General features: G+C 66.8%; 28 protein-coding genes. 7 read left to right on the top strand and 21 right to left on the bottom strand.

Annotation, left to right across the window (positions count from 1 at the left end; genetic code table 11):
• The first annotated feature begins 3 nt into the window (after positions 1-3).
• From rpsS to LPC10_RS11015, 7 genes are all read left to right on the top strand, one after another.
• Positions 4-282 (top strand): 30S ribosomal protein S19, encoded by a 279-nt coding sequence (rpsS, locus tag LPC10_RS10985; RefSeq protein ID WP_003597098.1) that lies wholly within the window; start codon positions 4-6, stop codon positions 280-282.
• Between the two features lies 1 nt (position 283).
• Positions 284-667 carry a 50S ribosomal protein L22 gene (rplV, locus tag LPC10_RS10990; protein WP_108940089.1) on the top strand — a complete coding sequence of 128 codons (384 nt, stop codon included), beginning with the start codon at positions 284-286 and terminating at the stop codon, positions 665-667.
• A 10-nt stretch (positions 668-677) separates the two neighbouring features.
• Positions 678-1,424 (top strand): 30S ribosomal protein S3, encoded by a 747-nt coding sequence (gene rpsC, locus LPC10_RS10995; RefSeq protein WP_017485511.1) that lies wholly within the window; start codon positions 678-680, stop codon positions 1,422-1,424.
• 34 nt (positions 1,425-1,458) lie between these two features.
• Complete coding sequence (gene rplP, locus LPC10_RS11000) at positions 1,459-1,872, top strand: 50S ribosomal protein L16 (RefSeq protein WP_017485512.1); 414 nt, start codon at positions 1,459-1,461, stop codon at positions 1,870-1,872.
• Between the two features lie 12 nt (positions 1,873-1,884).
• Positions 1,885-2,100 (top strand): 50S ribosomal protein L29, encoded by a 216-nt coding sequence (rpmC, locus tag LPC10_RS11005; protein WP_003597107.1) that lies wholly within the window; start codon positions 1,885-1,887, stop codon positions 2,098-2,100.
• 11 nt (positions 2,101-2,111) lie between these two features.
• Positions 2,112-2,378, top strand: coding sequence for a 30S ribosomal protein S17 (gene rpsQ, locus LPC10_RS11010; protein ID WP_012454031.1), 267 nt, complete (start codon positions 2,112-2,114; stop codon positions 2,376-2,378).
• A 769-nt stretch (positions 2,379-3,147) separates the two neighbouring features.
• Positions 3,148-3,411, top strand: a complete 264-nt coding sequence (locus LPC10_RS11015; RefSeq protein ID WP_231346704.1) for a hypothetical protein — start codon at positions 3,148-3,150, stop codon at positions 3,409-3,411.
• Positions 3,412-3,453: 42 nt separating this feature from the next.
• Here the strand turns inward: LPC10_RS11015 and LPC10_RS11020 are convergent, their stop codons facing one another.
• From LPC10_RS11020 to LPC10_RS11120, 21 genes are all read right to left on the bottom strand, one after another.
• A complete protein-coding gene (locus LPC10_RS11020; protein WP_231346705.1) occupies positions 3,454-3,912 on the bottom strand; it encodes an NUDIX hydrolase in 459 nt (152 codons plus the stop codon).
• Positions 3,913-4,154: 242 nt separating this feature from the next.
• The gene (locus LPC10_RS11025; protein WP_231346706.1) at positions 4,155-4,619 is read right to left on the bottom strand and encodes a MarR family winged helix-turn-helix transcriptional regulator; all 465 of its coding nucleotides are present in this window, start codon (positions 4,617-4,619) and stop codon (positions 4,155-4,157) included.
• Between the two features lie 287 nt (positions 4,620-4,906).
• Positions 4,907-5,323, bottom strand: a complete 417-nt coding sequence (gene rplQ / locus LPC10_RS11030; RefSeq protein ID WP_108940095.1) for a 50S ribosomal protein L17 — start codon at positions 5,321-5,323, stop codon at positions 4,907-4,909.
• Positions 5,324-5,547: 224 nt separating this feature from the next.
• Positions 5,548-6,567 (bottom strand): DNA-directed RNA polymerase subunit alpha, encoded by a 1,020-nt coding sequence (locus LPC10_RS11035; RefSeq protein ID WP_012454038.1) that lies wholly within the window; start codon positions 6,565-6,567, stop codon positions 5,548-5,550.
• Between the two features lie 96 nt (positions 6,568-6,663).
• Positions 6,664-7,545, bottom strand: coding sequence for an MBL fold metallo-hydrolase (locus tag LPC10_RS11040; protein ID WP_231346707.1), 882 nt, complete (start codon positions 7,543-7,545; stop codon positions 6,664-6,666).
• A gap of 37 nt (positions 7,546-7,582) precedes the next feature.
• Complete coding sequence (gene rpsK, locus LPC10_RS11045; RefSeq protein ID WP_009866710.1) at positions 7,583-7,972, bottom strand: 30S ribosomal protein S11; 390 nt, start codon at positions 7,970-7,972, stop codon at positions 7,583-7,585.
• A gap of 168 nt (positions 7,973-8,140) precedes the next feature.
• Entirely contained in the window at positions 8,141-8,509 is a 369-nt protein-coding gene (gene rpsM, locus LPC10_RS11050) for a 30S ribosomal protein S13 (protein ID WP_231346708.1), read from the bottom strand.
• Between the two features lie 302 nt (positions 8,510-8,811).
• Positions 8,812-9,414, bottom strand: a complete 603-nt coding sequence (locus LPC10_RS11055; protein WP_231346709.1) for an adenylate kinase — start codon at positions 9,412-9,414, stop codon at positions 8,812-8,814.
• 146 nt (positions 9,415-9,560) lie between these two features.
• Positions 9,561-10,904 carry a preprotein translocase subunit SecY gene (gene secY / locus LPC10_RS11060; protein WP_231346710.1) on the bottom strand — a complete coding sequence of 448 codons (1,344 nt, stop codon included), beginning with the start codon at positions 10,902-10,904 and terminating at the stop codon, positions 9,561-9,563.
• A gap of 112 nt (positions 10,905-11,016) precedes the next feature.
• Positions 11,017-11,526: a 50S ribosomal protein L15 gene (gene rplO / locus LPC10_RS11065; protein WP_231346711.1), complete on the bottom strand. Its 510-nt coding sequence runs from the start codon at positions 11,524-11,526 to the stop codon at positions 11,017-11,019.
• 13 nt (positions 11,527-11,539) lie between these two features.
• A complete protein-coding gene (rpmD, locus tag LPC10_RS11070; RefSeq protein ID WP_108940102.1) occupies positions 11,540-11,734 on the bottom strand; it encodes a 50S ribosomal protein L30 in 195 nt (64 codons plus the stop codon).
• A gap of 11 nt (positions 11,735-11,745) precedes the next feature.
• Positions 11,746-12,324 carry a 30S ribosomal protein S5 gene (gene rpsE / locus LPC10_RS11075; RefSeq protein WP_012253652.1) on the bottom strand — a complete coding sequence of 193 codons (579 nt, stop codon included), beginning with the start codon at positions 12,322-12,324 and terminating at the stop codon, positions 11,746-11,748.
• Between the two features lie 89 nt (positions 12,325-12,413).
• On the bottom strand, positions 12,414-12,776 hold the full coding sequence (gene rplR, locus LPC10_RS11080) for a 50S ribosomal protein L18 (protein WP_108940103.1): 363 nt from the start codon (positions 12,774-12,776) through the stop codon (positions 12,414-12,416).
• A gap of 11 nt (positions 12,777-12,787) precedes the next feature.
• Entirely contained in the window at positions 12,788-13,321 is a 534-nt protein-coding gene (gene rplF / locus LPC10_RS11085) for a 50S ribosomal protein L6 (protein ID WP_012454046.1), read from the bottom strand.
• Positions 13,322-13,337: 16 nt separating this feature from the next.
• Positions 13,338-13,733, bottom strand: coding sequence for a 30S ribosomal protein S8 (rpsH, locus tag LPC10_RS11090; RefSeq protein WP_231346712.1), 396 nt, complete (start codon positions 13,731-13,733; stop codon positions 13,338-13,340).
• A gap of 12 nt (positions 13,734-13,745) precedes the next feature.
• A complete protein-coding gene (gene rpsN / locus LPC10_RS11095) occupies positions 13,746-14,051 on the bottom strand; it encodes a 30S ribosomal protein S14 (RefSeq protein ID WP_003597141.1) in 306 nt (101 codons plus the stop codon).
• Between the two features lie 41 nt (positions 14,052-14,092).
• Positions 14,093-14,659 (bottom strand): 50S ribosomal protein L5, encoded by a 567-nt coding sequence (rplE, locus tag LPC10_RS11100; protein ID WP_012454049.1) that lies wholly within the window; start codon positions 14,657-14,659, stop codon positions 14,093-14,095.
• On the bottom strand, positions 14,652-14,966 hold the full coding sequence (gene rplX, locus LPC10_RS11105; protein WP_017485523.1) for a 50S ribosomal protein L24: 315 nt from the start codon (positions 14,964-14,966) through the stop codon (positions 14,652-14,654). Before rplX ends, rplE begins: the two co-directional genes overlap by 8 nt.
• A complete protein-coding gene (gene rplN / locus LPC10_RS11110) occupies positions 14,966-15,334 on the bottom strand; it encodes a 50S ribosomal protein L14 (protein WP_012253654.1) in 369 nt (122 codons plus the stop codon). The genes rplX and rplN overlap by 1 nt, the downstream gene beginning before the upstream one ends.
• Positions 15,335-15,731: 397 nt before the next feature.
• The gene (locus LPC10_RS11115) at positions 15,732-16,013 is read right to left on the bottom strand and encodes a hypothetical protein (protein WP_231346713.1); all 282 of its coding nucleotides are present in this window, start codon (positions 16,011-16,013) and stop codon (positions 15,732-15,734) included.
• Between the two features lie 313 nt (positions 16,014-16,326).
• Complete coding sequence (locus LPC10_RS11120) at positions 16,327-16,866, bottom strand: thermonuclease family protein (RefSeq protein WP_231346714.1); 540 nt, start codon at positions 16,864-16,866, stop codon at positions 16,327-16,329.
• Positions 16,867-17,568 lie beyond the last annotated feature (702 nt).

The raw sequence follows: 17,568 nt of genomic DNA on the forward strand, positions 1-17,568 counted from the left end.
GCCATGGCACGTTCCCTCTGGAAAGGGCCGTTCGTCGACGGCTACCTCCTCAAGAAGGCCGACGCCGCCCGCGGCGGCAGCCGCAACGAGGTCGTCAAGATCTGGAGCCGCCGCTCCACGATTCTCCCGCAGTTCGTCGGCATCACCTTCGGTGTGCACAACGGACACAAGCATATCCCGGTCTACGTCACCGAGGAGATGGTCGGTCACAAGTTCGGCGAGTTCTCGCCGACCCGCACCTTCCCCGGTCACGCGGCCGACAAGAAGGCGAAGAGGCGCTGAGATGGGCAAGCCTGCCACCCCCCGCGCGCTCCCCGAGAACGAGGCGAAGGCCGTCGCGCGGATGCTCCGCGTGTCGCCCCAGAAGCTCAATCTCGTGGCGGCGCTGATCCGCGGCAAGAAGGTCGAATCGGCGCTCGCCGACCTCGAATTCTCCCGCAAGCGCATCGCCCGCGATGTGAAGAAGTGCCTCGAGAGCGCAATCGCCAACGCCGAGAACAACCACGACCTCGACGTGGACGATCTCGTCGTCTCCCAGGCCTTCGTCGGCAAGGCGCTGGTGCTCAAGCGCTTCCACGCCCGTGCCCGCGGTCGCGGCGCGCGCATCCTGAAGCCCTTCTCGAACCTCACGATCGTGGTTCGCGAAGTGCGCGCTGAAGCGGCCTGAGGAGTTACCCATGGGTCAGAAGATCAATCCGATCGGCCTGCGTCTCGGCATCAACCGGACCTGGGATTCGCGCTGGTTCGCCGAGAAGGGCGAGTACGCCAAGCTGATGCACGAGGACGTGGCCATTCGCGCCGCCCTCATGAAGCAGCTCAAGCAGGCCGCCGTCTCGAAGATCGTCATCGAGCGTCCGCACCGGAAGTGCCGCGTCACCATCCACTCGGGCCGTCCGGGCGTGGTGATCGGCAAGAAGGGCGCGGACATCGAGAAGCTGCGCAAGCTCGTCGGCACGATGACCAAGGCCGATGTGACGATCAACATCGTCGAGGTGCGCAAGCCCGAGGTCGACGCGACGCTGGTCGCCGAGTCCATCGCGCAGCAGCTCGAGCGCCGCGTCGCCTTCCGTCGCGCCATGAAGCGCGCCGTGCAGTCGGCCATGCGCCTAGGCGCCGAGGGCATCCGCATCAACTGCGCCGGCCGTCTCGGCGGCGCCGAGATCGCCCGCACCGAGTGGTACCGTGAGGGCCGCGTTCCGCTGCACACGCTGCGCGCGGACGTGGATTATGGCACCGCCACCGCCTTCACCACCTACGGCACCTGCGGCATCAAGGTGTGGGTGTTCAAGGGCGAGATCCTCGAGCACGATCCCATGGCTCAGGATAAGAAGGCGCAGGAAGAGGGCGGCCGTTCCGGCGGGCGCCGCGAGCGGGACGGCGACGACCGTGGTGGCCGTGGCCGCCGCGATCACGCCAACGCGTAATCGCGAGCCATCTGGAGAATGATGAGAGGCTGCCATGCTGCAACCCAAGAAGACCAAGTTCCGTAAGCAGTTCAAGGGACGCATCCATGGCGCGGCCAAGGGCGGCTTTGAGCTGAACTTCGGCCAGTTCGGCCTCAAGTGCCTGGAGCCCGAGCGCATCACCGCGCGCCAGATCGAGGCGGCCCGCCGCGCGATCACCCGCGAGATGAAGCGTCAGGGCCGGGTGTGGATCCGGGTGTTCCCGGATCTGCCCGTCACCGCCAAGCCCACCGAGGTCCGCATGGGCTCTGGTAAGGGCGCCCCCGAATACTGGGCGGCCCGGGTCCATCCCGGCCGCATCATGTTCGAGGTCGATGGCGTTGCCGAGGACATCGCCCGCGAGGCTCTGCGCCTCGGTGCCGCGAAGCTGCCGGTGCGCACCCGCGTCATCCAGCGCATCGCTGATTGATAGGAAGAGATCATGAAGTCCGACCAGAGACTGTCTGATCTGCGCGCTCTGTCGGCGGATCAGCTTTCCGACGAGCTCATCAGCCTGAAGAAGGAGCAGTTCAACCTGCGCTTCCAGGGCGCGACGGGCCAGCTCGAGAACGTCGCCCGGGTCCGTGAGGTCCGCCGCGACATCGCCCGTGTCCGCACGCTGCAGCGTCAGAAGACGCTGGACGCGGCCAAGGCCTGAGGAGATTCCACATGCCCAAGCGCGTCCTTCAAGGCGTCGTCGTCAGCGACAAGACCGATAAGACCATCGTCGTGAAGGTGGAGCGTCGCTTCACCCACCCGGTGATGAAGAAGACGGTTCGCCGCTCGAAGAACTATCATGCGCACGACGAGGCCAACACGGCCAAGGTCGGCCAGACGGTATTCATCGAGGAGTCCCGTCCCTATTCCAAGACCAAGACCTGGAAGCTGGTCGAGGATCAGGCGGCGGCGGCCGAAGCGGCCGGCACGGCGGCCTGAGGCCTCTCACAGCAGGAATTGTGTGGCGGGCGTGGAGCGAAAGCTCCGCGCCCGTTTTCGTTTGGGCGTCGTGACCACCGAGCCGTACGGATCGCACGCCGTCGGTGCCACCAGTCCGGCGCCTCGGCGTCGTGAAGGCCGAGGATCCGCACAGCGGCATCGCCGCGATATCCTGGGAATGCAGAAGAGCGTCCGCTGGTATCGCCGGCTCTCGCGAATGAGGCTATGGAGTTCGCCGATCCGGACGTGACTGGCCGCCGTCGGTTCGTCGCCCACTACGGATAGGCCCCTGCCTTCGAGGAGGAGGCCGTCGCTGCACGATCCGAGGGCGGGAGTGCGGCGTTCATCAAAGAGTGAGTCCGGTGGCGCGCAAGCGTCGTCGCCGTAGGCTTGGACAACCGGATCACGGTGTTACTCGTCGATGCCGTCCTCGTCGAAGCGCTCGGCAGCTGCAACCGCGTCGCCCGGCGGATTTTGGGTCTCGCCTCTAGGCCGTCTGGGCGGGTCGGTAAGACGGGACCGCCATTCGATGGCTGCGGTGAGGACCTGTCGATGCTGGGTCCCGAAACGCGATGCGGGGCTTGCAAGAACCGCGAAGGCTCGACGGGCCGATGATCGAGCCGCAGCTCTGAAGCTGATGCGAGCCCTTCCTACAGTAGGGCTCGGCCGGCCGAGACGTCAGTGTGCTGCGGCACAAATGCTGCAAAAAAGACACACTATATGTTACCTGCGAGCTATTCGAGCGCGCGCAGGGTGAGGTGAAGAGGAGGTGTACCAAGTCGTTGGTTTCGCTGCGGTCGGAGCGGCCGGCGCCGTGGTCTTGCACGGCTGGAATGCTCCAAAGTTCGTCAGCTTCGGCTTTCTGTCTCTCAATCTGATCGCCGCGGCTGCGGTCGGGATGGCGCAGACGATGCGCATCGAGAGCCCGCTCGAACCGATTCCCTACAACAAGCCGTCCGAGATGCCGCCAACCGAAGGCTTCGTCGCGCCGCTCCGTCTGGAGCGGCCGAAGGCCGAAAGCCCTATCTGGTGATGCGGGCCGCTGGAAAAGCGCTCTGCAGACCTGATGGGCGCATCAGCGCTTCTTCTTCGGATCGCGGTTGCCCGCAGCCCGGATCAGGCCGGCGAGACCTGCCTCGATGACCATCTCGGCGGCTTCGGACGGCGTAAACCAGCGGGCTTCGCGCTGGCCCCGCTCAGGAAACTTCTTGAGCTGCTTGCGCACGTCGAGCGGGAACACCGTCACTTGGCAGAGCACCGCGTCGCGGTTCTTCAGGCGCTTCTCGTAGAGGTAGAAGCCGATCGGCCGCTTGCCGACGCGGCCGACGATGCCGGCTTCCTCATAGGCCTCGCGGGCAGCAGCCTCGAAGGGCTTGCGCCCCTTCATCGGCCAGCCCTTCGGGATGATCCAGCGCCGCGTCTCGCGAGAGGTGACGAGCAGGATTTCCGTTCCGCCCTCGGGCGTCCGGCGCATCGGCAGCACGCCGACCTGGGGCCGCGCTTCGCGGCTGCTCTCGATCGGGCCAGCCGTCATTAAATTGAAACGCCCTGCGGCCGGCGCAGTTCGCGCGCAGCGTCTGCCGCCGGGCCTGCCCCGCGCGGGGGGAGACAAGGCCAAACTTCCTTGAAAGATTGATGACGGGAAGGCACGTCGTCGCAATCGGAGCTGCCGTCGCCCTCCACCCCGAGCGACATGGGTCCCTAACGGAAGCGGAGGCTGCAACTCAACTGAAATTTAACCGGCAAATCGACCGACAGCGTGCGGCCTTCCGGCAATCAGCTCGCGGTCGACAGGTTCTCGATGAGGGCGTTCAGGTCGGCGCGCATCGCCTGGATTTCAGGCTCCGACATGTTGAGCTGGCACATGACGGACTGGCGGACGGCCACAGCCTCCGCGCGCAGCGCCCGGCCTTGATCGGTCAGGGCGATCTCGACCTCCCGCTCGTCGGACTGACGGCGGCTGCGGTTCAAGAGGCCGCTTGTTTCGAGCCGCTTGAGCACGGGCGTGAGTGTGCCGGAATCCAAGCGCAGGCGCCGGCCGATCTCGGACACGGTGATCCCGTCCGTCTCCCAGAGGACGAGCAGAACGAGGTATTGCGGGTAGGTCAGCCCCATCCGTTCCAGCATCGGCCGGTAGGATTTCGTCATCCGGTGGGCGGCGGCGTAAAGCGCGTAGCAGAGCTGGTTGTCGAGGAGCAGCGGATCCCTCAGCACCTCTGCGCTCTCATTGGGAGCATTCACGGTTCACATCCTGCCGTTCGACGATGCCTTCCGGCCGGCTACGCCGAAAAGGAGGCGCCCCTGCCAGTGATCTTCCACCCTGCCGCGCCTGCTGACGATAGCGGATGCAAGACAGGGTAGCATATGCACAATTGTCCCAGTGCCCGCGTCCGAATGGTTTCTCCACCGGCGGTTCGGACGCTCGTTCTTACCGCTCCTGAGCGAACAAGCAAAAAGGCGGCCCTGGGGCCGCCTTTCGCACCGATTACATTGTCACCTATTCCGCCATGCTGCGGCAGTAGCCGGGCTCAGGCCGCGTCGGCCGTCTCGACAGCGGTCGGGCCGGAATCCTTGCCGCGGGCATCAACGTCACGGTCCACGAACTCGATCACGGCCATCGGCGCGTTGTCGCCGTAGCGGAAGCCGGCCTTCATGATGCGGCAGTAGCCGCCCGGACGCGACTGGTAGCGCGGGCCGAGAACCGTGAAGAGCTTCTTGACCATGTCCGCGTCGCGGATCTGAGCCATGGCGAGGCGGCGGGCATGGACGCTGTCGGTGCGGCCGAGTGAGATCAGCTTCTCGACGACCGGACGCAGGTCCTTGGCCTTCGGCAGGGTGGTGACGATCTGCTCGTGCTTGATCAGCGCGGCGGACATGTTGGCGAACATCGCCTTGCGGTGCTCGGCGGTGCGGTTGAAGCGGCGACCGCGATAGGAGTGACGCATGGTGGCTGGTCCTTGTCAGTCACGGCCGCCGTGCCACGGTACGGCCGAGTGCCCTGAGGCTGTTTTCACGAAATCCGCTTCACCCCGCGGCGGGATTCTTTTGGAAGTGCCCGCCCCGGCTCGGCTGGGACGGGAGGTCGAGCCGACGCATTCCGCCGGTTTGGATTGGCCAAAGAGGCGGCGCCGTGCGGCGCGCCCCATCAGGCCAGCGGCGGCTTTGCCGCTCAGTAGTGCTCTTCGAAGCGCTTGGCGAGATCCTCGATGTTCTCCGGCGGCCAGCCGGGAACGTCCATGCCGAGGTGCAGGCCCATGCCGGCGAGCACTTCCTTGATCTCGTTGAGCGACTTGCGGCCGAAGTTCGGGGTGCGCAGCATTTCGCCCTCCGACTTCTGGATGAGGTCGCCGATATAGACGATGTTGTCGTTCTTCAGGCAGTTCGCCGAGCGGACCGACAGTTCCAGCTCGTCCACCTTCTTGAGCAGGGCCGGGTTGAAGGGGAGCTGCGGCGCGAGCGGCGCGGCCTCTTCCTTGCGGGGCTCCTCGAAGTTCACGAACACCTGGAGCTGGTCCTGGATGATGCGTGCGGCGTAGGCCAGCGCATCCTCCGGCGACACGGCGCCGTTGGTCTCGACCGTCATGGTCAGCTTGTCCTTGTCGAGATCCTGGCCCTCGCGGGTGGTCTCGACGCGGTAGCTGACCTTGGTCACGGGAGAGAACAGGGCATCCACCGGGATCAGGCCAATCGGCGCATCCTCGGGACGGTTGCGGTCGGCCGGGACGTAGCCCTTGCCGGTGGCGACGGTGAACTCCATGCGGATCTCGGCCCCGTCGTCCAGGGTGCAGATCACGAGGTCGGGGTTCAGGATCTGGATGTCGCCGACGGCGCCGATGTCACCCGCGGTGACGAGGCCGGGGCCGGTCTTGCGCAGGGTCATGCGCTTCGGCTGGTCGGTCTGCGAGCGGATGGCGATGGTCTTGATGTTGAGGACGATGTCGGTCACGTCCTCACGCACGCCGGGGATCGACGAGAACTCGTGCAGCACGCCGTCGATCTGCACCGAAGTAACCGCGGCGCCCTGGAGCGAGGAGAGCAGCACGCGGCGAAGCGAATTGCCTAGCGTCGTGCCGAAGCCGCGCTCCAGCGGCTCGGCGACCACGGTGGCGACCCGCTTGGGATCGTCGCCGGCGGAGACCTGCAGCTTGTTCGGCTTGATGAGCTCTTGCCAGTTCTTCTGAATGACCACGGTCCTACCTCTTGCCAAACCCGCGCCGCCGGCGTCCCGGAAAGCGCTTCGGCCGGCCCTGAATGGCTCTGAGAGCATCCGGACCGGTCCCAAAAATCAGTGTTCTTCGCCGGCCACCCAAAGAGCGGGGACGAAGCTGTAGCCGACGCCATCGCGCGTGACGTACCCGAGCGCCGGGAACTCCAGATGCGAGCCGGCGATGAAGGTCTTCTCGCTCGCCACCTCGTCGAGCACGCGCTTGCGGGTGGCACGCGCTTGATCGCCGTCGACGTCGAAGGCGACGCCCGCCTCCGGCTGCTTGAACTGAATTGCCGGCATATGCACGACATCCGTCCACATCAGCAGGGACTTGTCCCCCGATACGATCCGCATGCCGCAATGACCCGGCGTGTGGCCGGGCAGCGGCACGGCGGTGATTCCGGGCACCAATTCGCCGCCCTCGTGCTTGCGCAGTCGGGCAGCGTAGGGTGAGACGGCCTTGCGGGCGTTCTCGAAATACGGCTTCGCCTCGTCCGGCGCCCGTGAGAGCGCCTCGTCGGGGAGCCAATGTGCGGCTTCCGTAGCGTGGATCACGAGTTCCGCGTTCGGATACGCCGCGCTGCCGTCCTCTTTCACCAGCCCGCCCGCATGGTCGGGATGCAGGTGGGTGAGGAGCACGGTCTCGATCTCCTCCGGCTCGACGCCGGTGAGCGCGAGGGCCGCAGGCACCCGGCCCATGGTCGCGGGACCGAAATGGCCGTAGCCCGAATCGATCAGCACCGGCTTGCGGCCGGCGCCGGTGACGAGGAAGGCGTTGAGCGTGACAACCGGAGCCTCGGAGCGGAAGCCCGCGCGCTGGAGCGCGCCGGCCTCGTCCTTGGAGATGCCCGTGACGAGATCGAGGGAGCCCTGAAACCAGCCGTCGTTGAGCGCGGTGACCGTGAGGTCGCCGAGGTTCCAACGCAGCGCGCCGGGGAGGGGCTTCGATCCGTCCGCCATGGGCTTCTCCGTACGAGGGGGCTCCGGTCTCGTCCGATCAGACGCGGCGACGCTTGCGCGGGCGGCAGCCGTTGTGCGGGATCGAGGTGACGTCGCGGATCGAAGTCACGGTGAAGCCCGCGGCCTGGAGCGCGCGGAGCGCCGACTCACGGCCCGAACCGGGACCGGAGACCTCGACCTCGAGGGTGCGCATGCCGTGCTCGGCAGCCTTGCGGCCGGCATCCTCGGCGGCAACCTGGGCGGCGTACGGGGTCGACTTGCGCGAGCCCTTGAAGCCCATGGCACCGGCGGACGACCACGAGATCGTGTTGCCCTGTGCGTCGGTGATGGTGATCATCGTGTTGTTGAACGAGGCGTTCACATGCGCCACGCCGGAGACGATGTTCTTGCGTTCGCGGCGGCGGACGCGGGTCGGTTCCTTGGCCATCTTGTTCTCGCTGGTCCTTCAATCACGCCCGTAACACCAGGCGCTCGGGATTTTTTTGTCACTCGGACGCGGCTGCCGTGCAGATCCGTCCCGATCGATCGCAAACGTCGAGGGAGACTCGACGCGACGGAAAGACGGCCGAGCGAAGCACGGCCGTCCAATGCCGAATTATTTCTTCTTGCCGGCGATCGGCTTCGACTTGCCCTTGCGGGTGCGGGCGTTGGTGTGGGTGCGCTGGCCGCGGACCGGGAGCTGCTTGCGGTGACGCAGGCCACGATAGCAGCCGAGATCCATCAGGCGCTTGATGTTCATCGAGACTTCGCGGCGCAGGTCGCCTTCCACGATGTAATCGCGGTCGATGGTCTCGCGGATCTGGAGCACCTCGGCGTCGGTGAGCTGGTTCACGCGGCGCTCGGCCGGGATGCCGACCTTGCCGGTGATCTCCTCGGCCTTCTTCGGGCCGATGCCGTGGATGTACTGGAGCGCGATGACGACGCGCTTACCGGTCGGGATGTTGACGCCTGCGATACGGGCCAAGATGATCTCTCCATGGGGCGGGACACTGGCCCGCCGTCACACAAGAAAAAGCGCGCGTCCGGTGGAGGCCGGCCCCTGCGCGCCCGCCCGAAACGACAAATCGGTCCGCAAGCAGCCTCTCAGAGGTGCCCCGAACCACATCCCGCTTGGACGAAGGGGGTCCGCCTAGCGCGACCTCGCGAACTTGTCAACGCTTTGCAAACCGATTTGCGCATGGCGAGCGGTAGCCCGATGCGGCGCATGAAAAAGCCCGCCCCGTCGGAACGGGAGCGGGCTCGACTATCATCGTCCGGGACAAAGGTTCAGGACGCCGCCGTCTCGCGGAAGCCGTCGAGCAGGTCGGTCACGTCCCCGGTCACGTCGTCGATCGGCTTCATGCCGTCGATCTTCCGCAGCAGGCCGGTGCCGGCATAGTAGTCCGAGAGCGGCGCCGTCTGCCGCTTGTAGGCGTCGAGGCGGGTCTTGAAGACCTCCGGCGTGTCGTCCTTGCGCACCGGTTGACCGCGGGCGGCGGTCTCCTCGGCGCGCCGGGCGATGCGGCCGACGAGGGCGTTCTCGTCCACGACGAACTCCACCACCGCGTCGAGGGCAATGCCCTTCTCCGCCAGCATGGCGTCGAGGGCCTTGGCCTGCTCGACCGTGCGCGGGAAGCCGTCGAGGATGAAGCCGTTCTTGGCGTCGGCCTCCTCGATGCGGTCGGCAACGATGCCGACCACGACCGCGTCCGGCACGAGGCCGCCGCTCTCCATGATCGACTTCGCCTCGAGCCCTACAGGCGTTTCGGCGGCCACCGCCGCGCGCAGCATGTCGCCCGTCGACAATTGCGGGACGCGATAGCGCTCCACGATACGCTCGGACTGTGTGCCCTTACCTGCTCCCGGCGGTCCGAGCAGAATGATCCGCATAGCGTCTCCCCGTCCTCAAGGCCCGGCGCCGGGCTCGTTCTTCATGGGCGGCGCGCCGGCCTTCACGGGCCGCGCCGTCGTCACACCGCCTTGATGCGCAATTCCCGTGCGCGCGTCCACCGAACCTTTGTCGAAGAGCGTGACGCTCAACGCCGCCGGGTGGTGGAGGCGCCGCGCAGCTTCGCCTTCTTCACGAGGCCCTCGTACTGGTGCGCCATCAGGTGTCCGTGGATCTGCGCCACCGTGTCCATGGTGACCGAGACCACGATCAGCAGCGAGGTGCCGCCGAAGCCGAGCGCCGCCGAGGTGTAGGAGGCGACGATCTCCGGCACGAGGCAGACGAAGGTGAGGTAGGCCGCACCGATCACGGTGATGCGGGTCAGCACCTTGTCGATGAAGGCGGCGGTGCGCTCGCCGGGCCGGATGCCGGGGATGAAGCCGCCCTGCTTCTTCAGATTGTCGGCGGTCTCCTGCGGATTGAAGACAATCGCCGTGTAGAAGAACGTGAAGAAGATGATCAGGCCGGCATAGGCCAGCATGTAGAGCGGCCGGCCATGGCCGAGATAGGCCGTGAGCGTCCCGAGGATACCGGTCGAGCCCTGGTTGGCTGAGAAGCTCGCCACCGTGGTCGGCAGCAGCAGCAGCGAGGAAGCGAAGATCGGCGGGATCACGCCCGAGGTGTTGAGCTTGAGCGGCAGGAACGAGGACTGGCCCTCGTACATGCGGTTGCCGACCTGACGCTTCGGGTAGTTGATCAGAAGACGGCGCTGGGCGCGCTCCATGAACACGATGAAGTAGATCAGCGCGACGGCGGCGATGCCGGCACCGAGCAGGATGGCGGGCGAGAGCGCGCCGGTCCGGGTGAGTTCGAGCGCCCCGAAGATCGAAGCCGGCAGGTGGGCGACGATGCCCGCGAAGATGATCAGCGAGGAGCCGTTGCCGATGCCGCGTGAGGTGATCTGCTCGCCGATCCACATCAGGAACAGCGTGCCGCCGGTCAGCGTCACGACGGTTGAGAGGATGAAGAATGGGCCCGGCGTGATGACCGCGTTCGATCCCTGCAGGCCGAAGGCAATGCCCCAGGACTGGACCAGCGCCAGCACCACCGTGAGGTAGCGGGTGTACTGGTTGATAACCTTGCGGCCCGATTCGCCCTCCTTCTTCAGCGCTTCCAGGGTCGGCACGACCGAGGTCAGGAGCTGAACGATGATCGAGGCCGAGATGTAGGGCATGATGTTGAGCGCGAAGACCGCCATGCGCTCGACGGCACCGCCGGAGAACATGTTGAACATGCCGAGCACGCCGCCGGCCTGGTTCTGGAAGTTGCGCGCGAACTGCTCCGGGTCGATGCCCGGAATCGGGATGTAGGTGCCCAGCCGGAACACGATGAGCGCTCCCAGGGTGAACCAGATGCGCTTCTTAAGCTCGTCGGCCTTGGCGATGGCGCCGAAATTCAGGTTGGCGGCAAGCTGCTCGGCGGCTGAGGCCATGTCTCGTATCCCGGAAAATGCCGTCGGGACCCGTTAGGCGGTCCCTGAAAGCGGAAGCGGCGGCCGCGTGCGAGCACGGGCCGCCGCTTCGGCGTTCGACTTAATCGTGGTGTCAGGCCGACGCAACCGCGCCTTCCGACGCGCCGCGATGGGCAACGCCAGCGGCGAAGGTCGTGGTCACCGAGCCACCGGCCTTCTCGACGGCCTCGATGGCCGACTTGGAGGCGCGGGTCACCTCGAAGCTGAGCTTCGCGGTCAGCTCGCCGACGCCGAGCAGCTTCACGCCGTCACGGGCACGGCCGATGATGCCGGCCTTCACCAGCGCATCGACGGTCACGGGGGCGTTGGCGTCGAGCTTGCCGGCATCCACCGCCGCCTGGACGCGACCGAGGTTCACCTCGTTCAGGTCGTGGGCGTGGATGTTGTTGAAGCCACGCTTCGGCAGGCGACGATGCAGCGGCATCTGGCCGCCCTCGAAGCCCTTGATGGACACGCCGGTGCGGGCCTTCTGACCCTTCACGCCGCGGCCGCCGGTCTTGCCCTTGCCGGAGCCGATGCCCCGGCCGACGCGCATCCGGTTCTTGGTCGCGCCTTCGTTGTCGCGGATCTCGTTGAGCTTCATGGGTAAGCCCTCCTCACGCCGCGGCGTCGTCGAGGACGCGCACGAGGTGCGCGACCTTGCGGATCATCCCGCGGACCGAGGGAGTGTCCTCCAGCTCGGAGACGCGGTGCAGCTTGTTCAGCTTGAGGCCGATCAGCGTCGCACGCTGGGAGGCCTCGCGGCGGATCGGCGAACCGATCTGCTCGATACGGACAGTCTTGTTAGCCATGCTGCCCTCCCTTACGCGACGGCCGCTTCGGAGGTGTCGGCCGGGTCGGCGTCACGGCGACGGGCCTGGAGGGCCGACACCTTGAGACCGCGACGGGCCGCGACCGAGCGCGGGCTGTCCTCGTTCTTGAGCGCGTCGAAGGTGGCGCGCACGAGGTTGTAGGGGTTGGACGAGCCGAGCGACTTGGCGACGACGTCTTGCATGCCGAGCGTCTCGAACACGGCGCGCATCGGGCCGCCGGCGATGATGCCGGTACCCTGCGGCGCCGCGCGGAGGATCACCTTGCCGGCACCGTGACGACCGTTGACGTCGTGGTGCAGGGTGCGGCCCTCGCGGAGCGACACGCGGATCAGACCGCGCTTGGCGGCTTCCGTCGCCTTGCGGATCGCCTCCGGCACCTCACGGGCCTTGCCGTGGCCGAAGCCGACGCGGCCCTTCTGGTCGCCGACGACGACGAGCGCCGCGAAGCCGAAGCGACGGCCACCCTTCACCACCTTGGCGACGCGGTTGATGTGGACGAGCTTGTCCACGAATTCGCTGTCGCGCTCCTCGCGGTCGTCGCGGCGACGACCTTCGCGTTCACGTGCCATATCTGATTCCTGTGATCTCACTGACGCGGGCCGCAAGGACCCGCTCGCTCGATGGTCCCCTCCCCACGAAGGGGAGGGAACGCGGCGTCTTAGAAGTCCAGGCCACCCTCACGGGCAGCGTCGGCGAGAGCCTTGACGCGGCCGTGGAAGATGTAGCCCGAGCGGTCGAAGACGACCTTGGTGACGCCCGCAGCCTTGGCGCGCTCGGCGACGAGCTTGCCGACCGCCTCGGCCGCCGCCTTGTCGGCACCGGTCTTGAGGCTGGCCTTGAGATCCTTGTCGAGGCTGGACGCGGCAGCGAGCGTGCGGCCCGCGGCATCGTCGATGACCTGGACGTAGATCTGCTTGGACGAGCGGAACACCGACAGCCGCGGACGGCCGTTGGCGGAGGCTCGGAGGGCCCGACGGACCCGCGCCTTGCGGCGCAGGAGGGCTTCGTTCTTGTTCGACATGATCGCCCCCCTTACTTCTTCTTGCCTTCCTTGCGGAAGATGAATTCGCCAGCGTACTTGACGCCCTTGCCCTTATAGGGCTCGGGGCCGCGATACTCGCGAATCTCCGCCGCAACCTGACCGACGCGCTGCCGGTCGATGCCCGACACCACGATCTCCGTGGGCTTGGGCGTCACGATGGTGATGCCGGCCGGGATCTCGTACTCGATGTCGTGGCTGTAGCCGAGCGAGAGCTTGAGCGCCTTGCCGGCCATGGCGGCACGGTAGCCGACGCCGGTGATCTCGAGCTTCTTCTCGAAGCCCTTGGAGACGCCCTCGACGAGGTTCGCCACCTGGGCGCGCGAGGTGCCCCACAGGGAGCGAGCCTGCTTCGACTGGTCCTTGGGCTGCACCGAGACGGCGCCGTCCTTGAACTCCACGATGACCTGGGGCGGGACGACGAACTGGAGTTCGCCCTTCGAGCCCTTCATCTTCACCGTCTGACCCGTGACCGTGGCGGTGACGCCGGACGGGACGGGGACGGGCTTCTTGCCTACGCGAGACATGTCGCTGTCCTCCGGATCAGAACACCTTGCAGAGCACTTCACCGCCGACGTTGCGCTCGCGCGCCTCGTGATCGGCCATGACGCCCTGCGGGGTCGAGATGATGGTAACGCCGAGGCCGTCGGCGACGCGCGGCAGCTCGCCAACCGACGAGTAGACGCGGCGGCCGGGCTTCGACACACGCTTGATCTCCCGGATCACCGGGCGACCATCGTAGTACTTGAGTTCGATCTGGAACTCGGTGCGGCCGTTGCCGAGGTCGGACACCGCGTAGTCGCGGATGTAGCCCTCGGACTTCAGCACGTCGAGGACCGAGGCGCGCAGGCGCGAACCGGGGGTCTGGACGACGTTGCGGCGACGGCTCTGGCCGTTGCGGATGCGGGTGAGCATATCACCCACGGGATCGTTCACCATGGATGCCTCCCCTTACCAGCTGGACTTCACGAGGCCGGGGATGAGACCCCGGTTGCCGAGCTCGCGCAGAGCGACGCGCGAGATGCCGAGCTTACGGTAGTAGGCCCGCGGACGGCCGGTCATCTCGCAGCGGTTGCGGATGCGGGTGGCCGACGAGTTGCGCGGCAGTTCCGCGAGCTTCAGGCGCGCCTCGAAGCGCTCCTCCATCTCACGGGACTCATCGTTGGCGATGGCAAGGAGGGCCTTACGCTTCTCGGCGAAGCGCTTCACCAGATCCTTGCGGTGGTTGTTCTTCTCGACTGAGCTTTTCTTAGCCATGTCTGTCTCCAGTGTCCGCGTTTAAGCGACGTTGCCGCTGCTTACTGCCGGAACGGGAACTTGAAATGGGCGAGGAGAGCCTTGGCCTCTTCGTCCGTGGTGGCGCTCGTCTGGACGACGATGTCCATGCCCCAGGTCTGCTCCGCCTTGTCGTAGGAGATCTCCGGGAACACGAGGTGCTCCTTGAGGCCCATGGCGTAGTTGCCGCGGCCGTCGAAGGAGCGCGGGTTCAGGCCGCGGAAGTCACGGACGCGCGGCAGCGCGATCGTGATCAGGCGATCCATGAACTCGTACATGCGAGCCTTGCGCAGGGTCACCTTGCAGCCGATCGGCATGCCCTCGCGAACCTTGAAGGTCGCGATCGCCTTGCGGGCGCGGGTGATGACCGGCTTCTGGCCGGCGATGAGCGCGAGGTCGCCCGCCGCAACGGTGGCCTTCTTCGAATCCGCGGTGGACTCGCCGACGCCCATGTTGATGACGATCTTCTCGATCTGCGGGACCTGCATCGGGTTCTTGTACCCGAACTGCTCGATCAGCTTCTGCCGGACGACCTCGTCATAGTGCTTGCGCAGACGCGGGACGTAGGCGTTCTTGTCGGCCTCAGCCATCGATCTGATCCCCCGTGGTCTTGGCGAACCGGACCTTGCGTCCGTCTTCGAGGATGCGGAAACCCACGCGGGTCGGCTTGCCGTTCACGTCCTGGAACGCGAGGTTGGAGAGCTGGATCGCAGCCTCCTTGGAGATGATCCCGCCCTCGGCGTTCTGCGTCTGCTTCTGGTGCTTCTTGACCAGGTTTACGCCGCGCACGAAGGCCTTGCCGTCCTTCGGCATGACCTGGATGACCTCGCCGGAGCGACCCGCGTCGCGGCCGGTGAGGACGACGACCGTGTCGCCCTTCTTGATCTTGGCGGCCATCACAGCACCTCAGGAGCGAGCGAGATGATCTTCATGTGGTTGCGCGCGCGCAACTCGCGCGGCACCGGCCCGAAGATACGGGTGCCGACCGGCTCCTTCTGATTGTTGATCAGAACGGCGGCGTTCTTGTCGAAGCGGATCACCGAACCGTCGGCGCGCTTCACGTCCTTGGCCGTGCGCACGACGACCGCCTTCATGACGTCGCCCTTCTTCACGCGGCCGCGCGGGATCGCCTCCTTGACGGAGACGACGATGATGTCGCCGACGCCGGCGTATTTGCGCTTCGACCCGCCGAGCACCTTGATGCACATCACGCGGCGCGCACCCGAATTGTCGGCGACGTCCAGATTCGTCTGCATCTGGATCACGGGAGTGACCTTTCCTTGTTTCAGGCGGGTTTCCGCACACGGACGGTATTGCCCGGCGGACGACGCCTGATGGGGATCTGATGTCCCCGGCTCATGTGAGAGACCGCGCTATCGGCGTGGGAACGCCGGCGCGGTCACCGCGTACGAAGGGATGCGAACATCCCAAGGACTGTCGCGAAGGCGTGCCCGATACTACGGACGCGTGCGCCGTGCAAGCGGGGCGGGCGGCGAAATCGTATGCTCCTGCCCGCCGGCGAGACGCAGGGAGCGTCGCTTCGAGCGGCGATGTGCGGTTCTGCGCCGGGCGGACAGCGAGGCGATGGATGCCACGCTGTCGATAGGGGTGTCGCGAAAGGGGTGGAGGGAGACAGCCAGTCGCGCCGGTCGTCGGTGCTCGTCAGCAGCCCTTGCAGATCGAGCCCATGGTCTTGTTCATCTTCGCGTCCCAGGCCTTGTCGCGCGCCTGCGCCGCGCGCTGGGCCTTGAGCATCTGTTCCTGAGAGGTCGAGGCGGCCTGTCCCTGGGGGATGCCCGGCGCCGGCGGCTTGGTCTGCCCCGTCGCCGTGACGGCGCGGCCGGTCGGAGTGAGCCGGGTGTCGCCCCCATCCTGGGCGAGGGCGGGTGCGGCCGCCAGAAGGCCGGCGAGCAGGAGGGCGGAGACGGCGATCGAACGATGCATGGCTTCTCAATCACTCCCTGGCGCGGGACGCCGGTGCCGAGGGGGCGGGCCGGCACAGTCCGACGCGAAGGAGTGTCTCCGCCGATCGACATCGGGGTGACGTTCCCGCCGCGTATCTGCGTATCTCGCGTATCTGCGGCCGCGTATCGGTCGCGCGCCTGAGCGACCTAGTTGGCACCGGACCAAGCCGGCCGCAAGCGGCGCCGCGGCGATGAATCCGCCGGTCCCGTGCGGAGACGCACCCCCGCAAGCCAGGACACGAGGACGTCGCCCGGCGGATGCGGCCTCCGCCCCGGCCGGGATCTCGATGCGTTCAGTGCGTCTCGGGCTGAGCGTCGGCCACCGTGCTGGCCTTGGAGTAGCTCGTCCGCGGCCGCCCGGTCGGATCCTCGAAGGAGCCCGCCCAGAGACCGAGGCGCTTGCCCCACGCGACGGTCTCCGCCCCGACATAGACGGCCTTTCCGCCGCGCTCGGCCATGGCGAAGCCCTTCTCGGCCATCCAAGCGCTCAGATCTTCCTTGTCGCGGTGGCAGACGGAGAGCGCGCGGCCGTAGCTGTCGGTCTCGCGGATCTGGCAAGTGACCGTCGCATCCTTCAGGTGCGCGGCGAGCGCCTTGGCGGCATGGGCGCCGCAGGCATAGTTCTGACCCTTGGCGTTCAGGCAGGTCTGCTTGAGGCCGGGCGCCGCCACGCCGTAGAGGCCGACCACGCGTCCGCCCACCACCAGCGTATCGCCGCTCAGGACGCGTGCTCGCCCGCTCACGCTCTCGCCGGCATGAGCGGGGCCGAGATCCTGCCAGCCGGCCGCGGCGAGGACGATGATGCTGAGGCCGAGAAATCCCGTTCGTCTCATCGAAACACCATGGGTTGGCGACGCTTTCTGGCGAACGCGCCGGCCGATTGCTCTGCCGAGAAGGCTCACGTGTCTGTCTCTGCACGTGTCCGACGATGCGCCCGTTCTCCCGTGCCGGGCTTCGGCAGGAGAGAGCGTATGCCGGCAAACCTAAAGCACGGCTTATGCCCTTTTCGTGGCCGGCGGCATGTTCTGGCATCATGCCGGTGCCGCTTGGCTCGCCGCAGGCAGGGGACGCCTGCGTGTCGCTCACAAAACGCCTGCGATGCTTTCCTGCCCAAAGCGGGAACCGTCCGGACCGGGCGTTTCCTGAGGCGCTCTCACCTGAGAGCCGCGCTCGCCCTGCGTTCGGTCGACAATCGCATCGGCCACCCCTGTCGGAGCGGCGCATCGGCCCTATCCTCGGCGGCGCCGGTCGGCTGGTCCGCCGGTCGCCCGCGCCCACCGGACGGCGATGCCCCCAAGTCGCTCGGTGGGCGCGAGCGTTGAGGATTGGCGTCCGACGCATCGCCCTCCCATCCGGAGGCCTGCGAGACTTGGTCCGCCTCCCCCCTCATGGCGCTGCGTCCGCCCGGAAGGGAGATCCAGCGCACGACCAGGCCGGTGCCGCTGCGCGCGATATGCCGGTTCAGGCGGCGAGAAGCCCATGAGGGCAGGTTCTCGAAATCAATCATCACCAATGCCGATACTGATCTCTACGCC

Origin of the sequence: Methylorubrum sp. B1-46, assembly GCF_021117295.1 — a bacterium.
Taxonomy (GTDB): Bacteria; Pseudomonadota; Alphaproteobacteria; order Rhizobiales; family Beijerinckiaceae; genus Methylobacterium.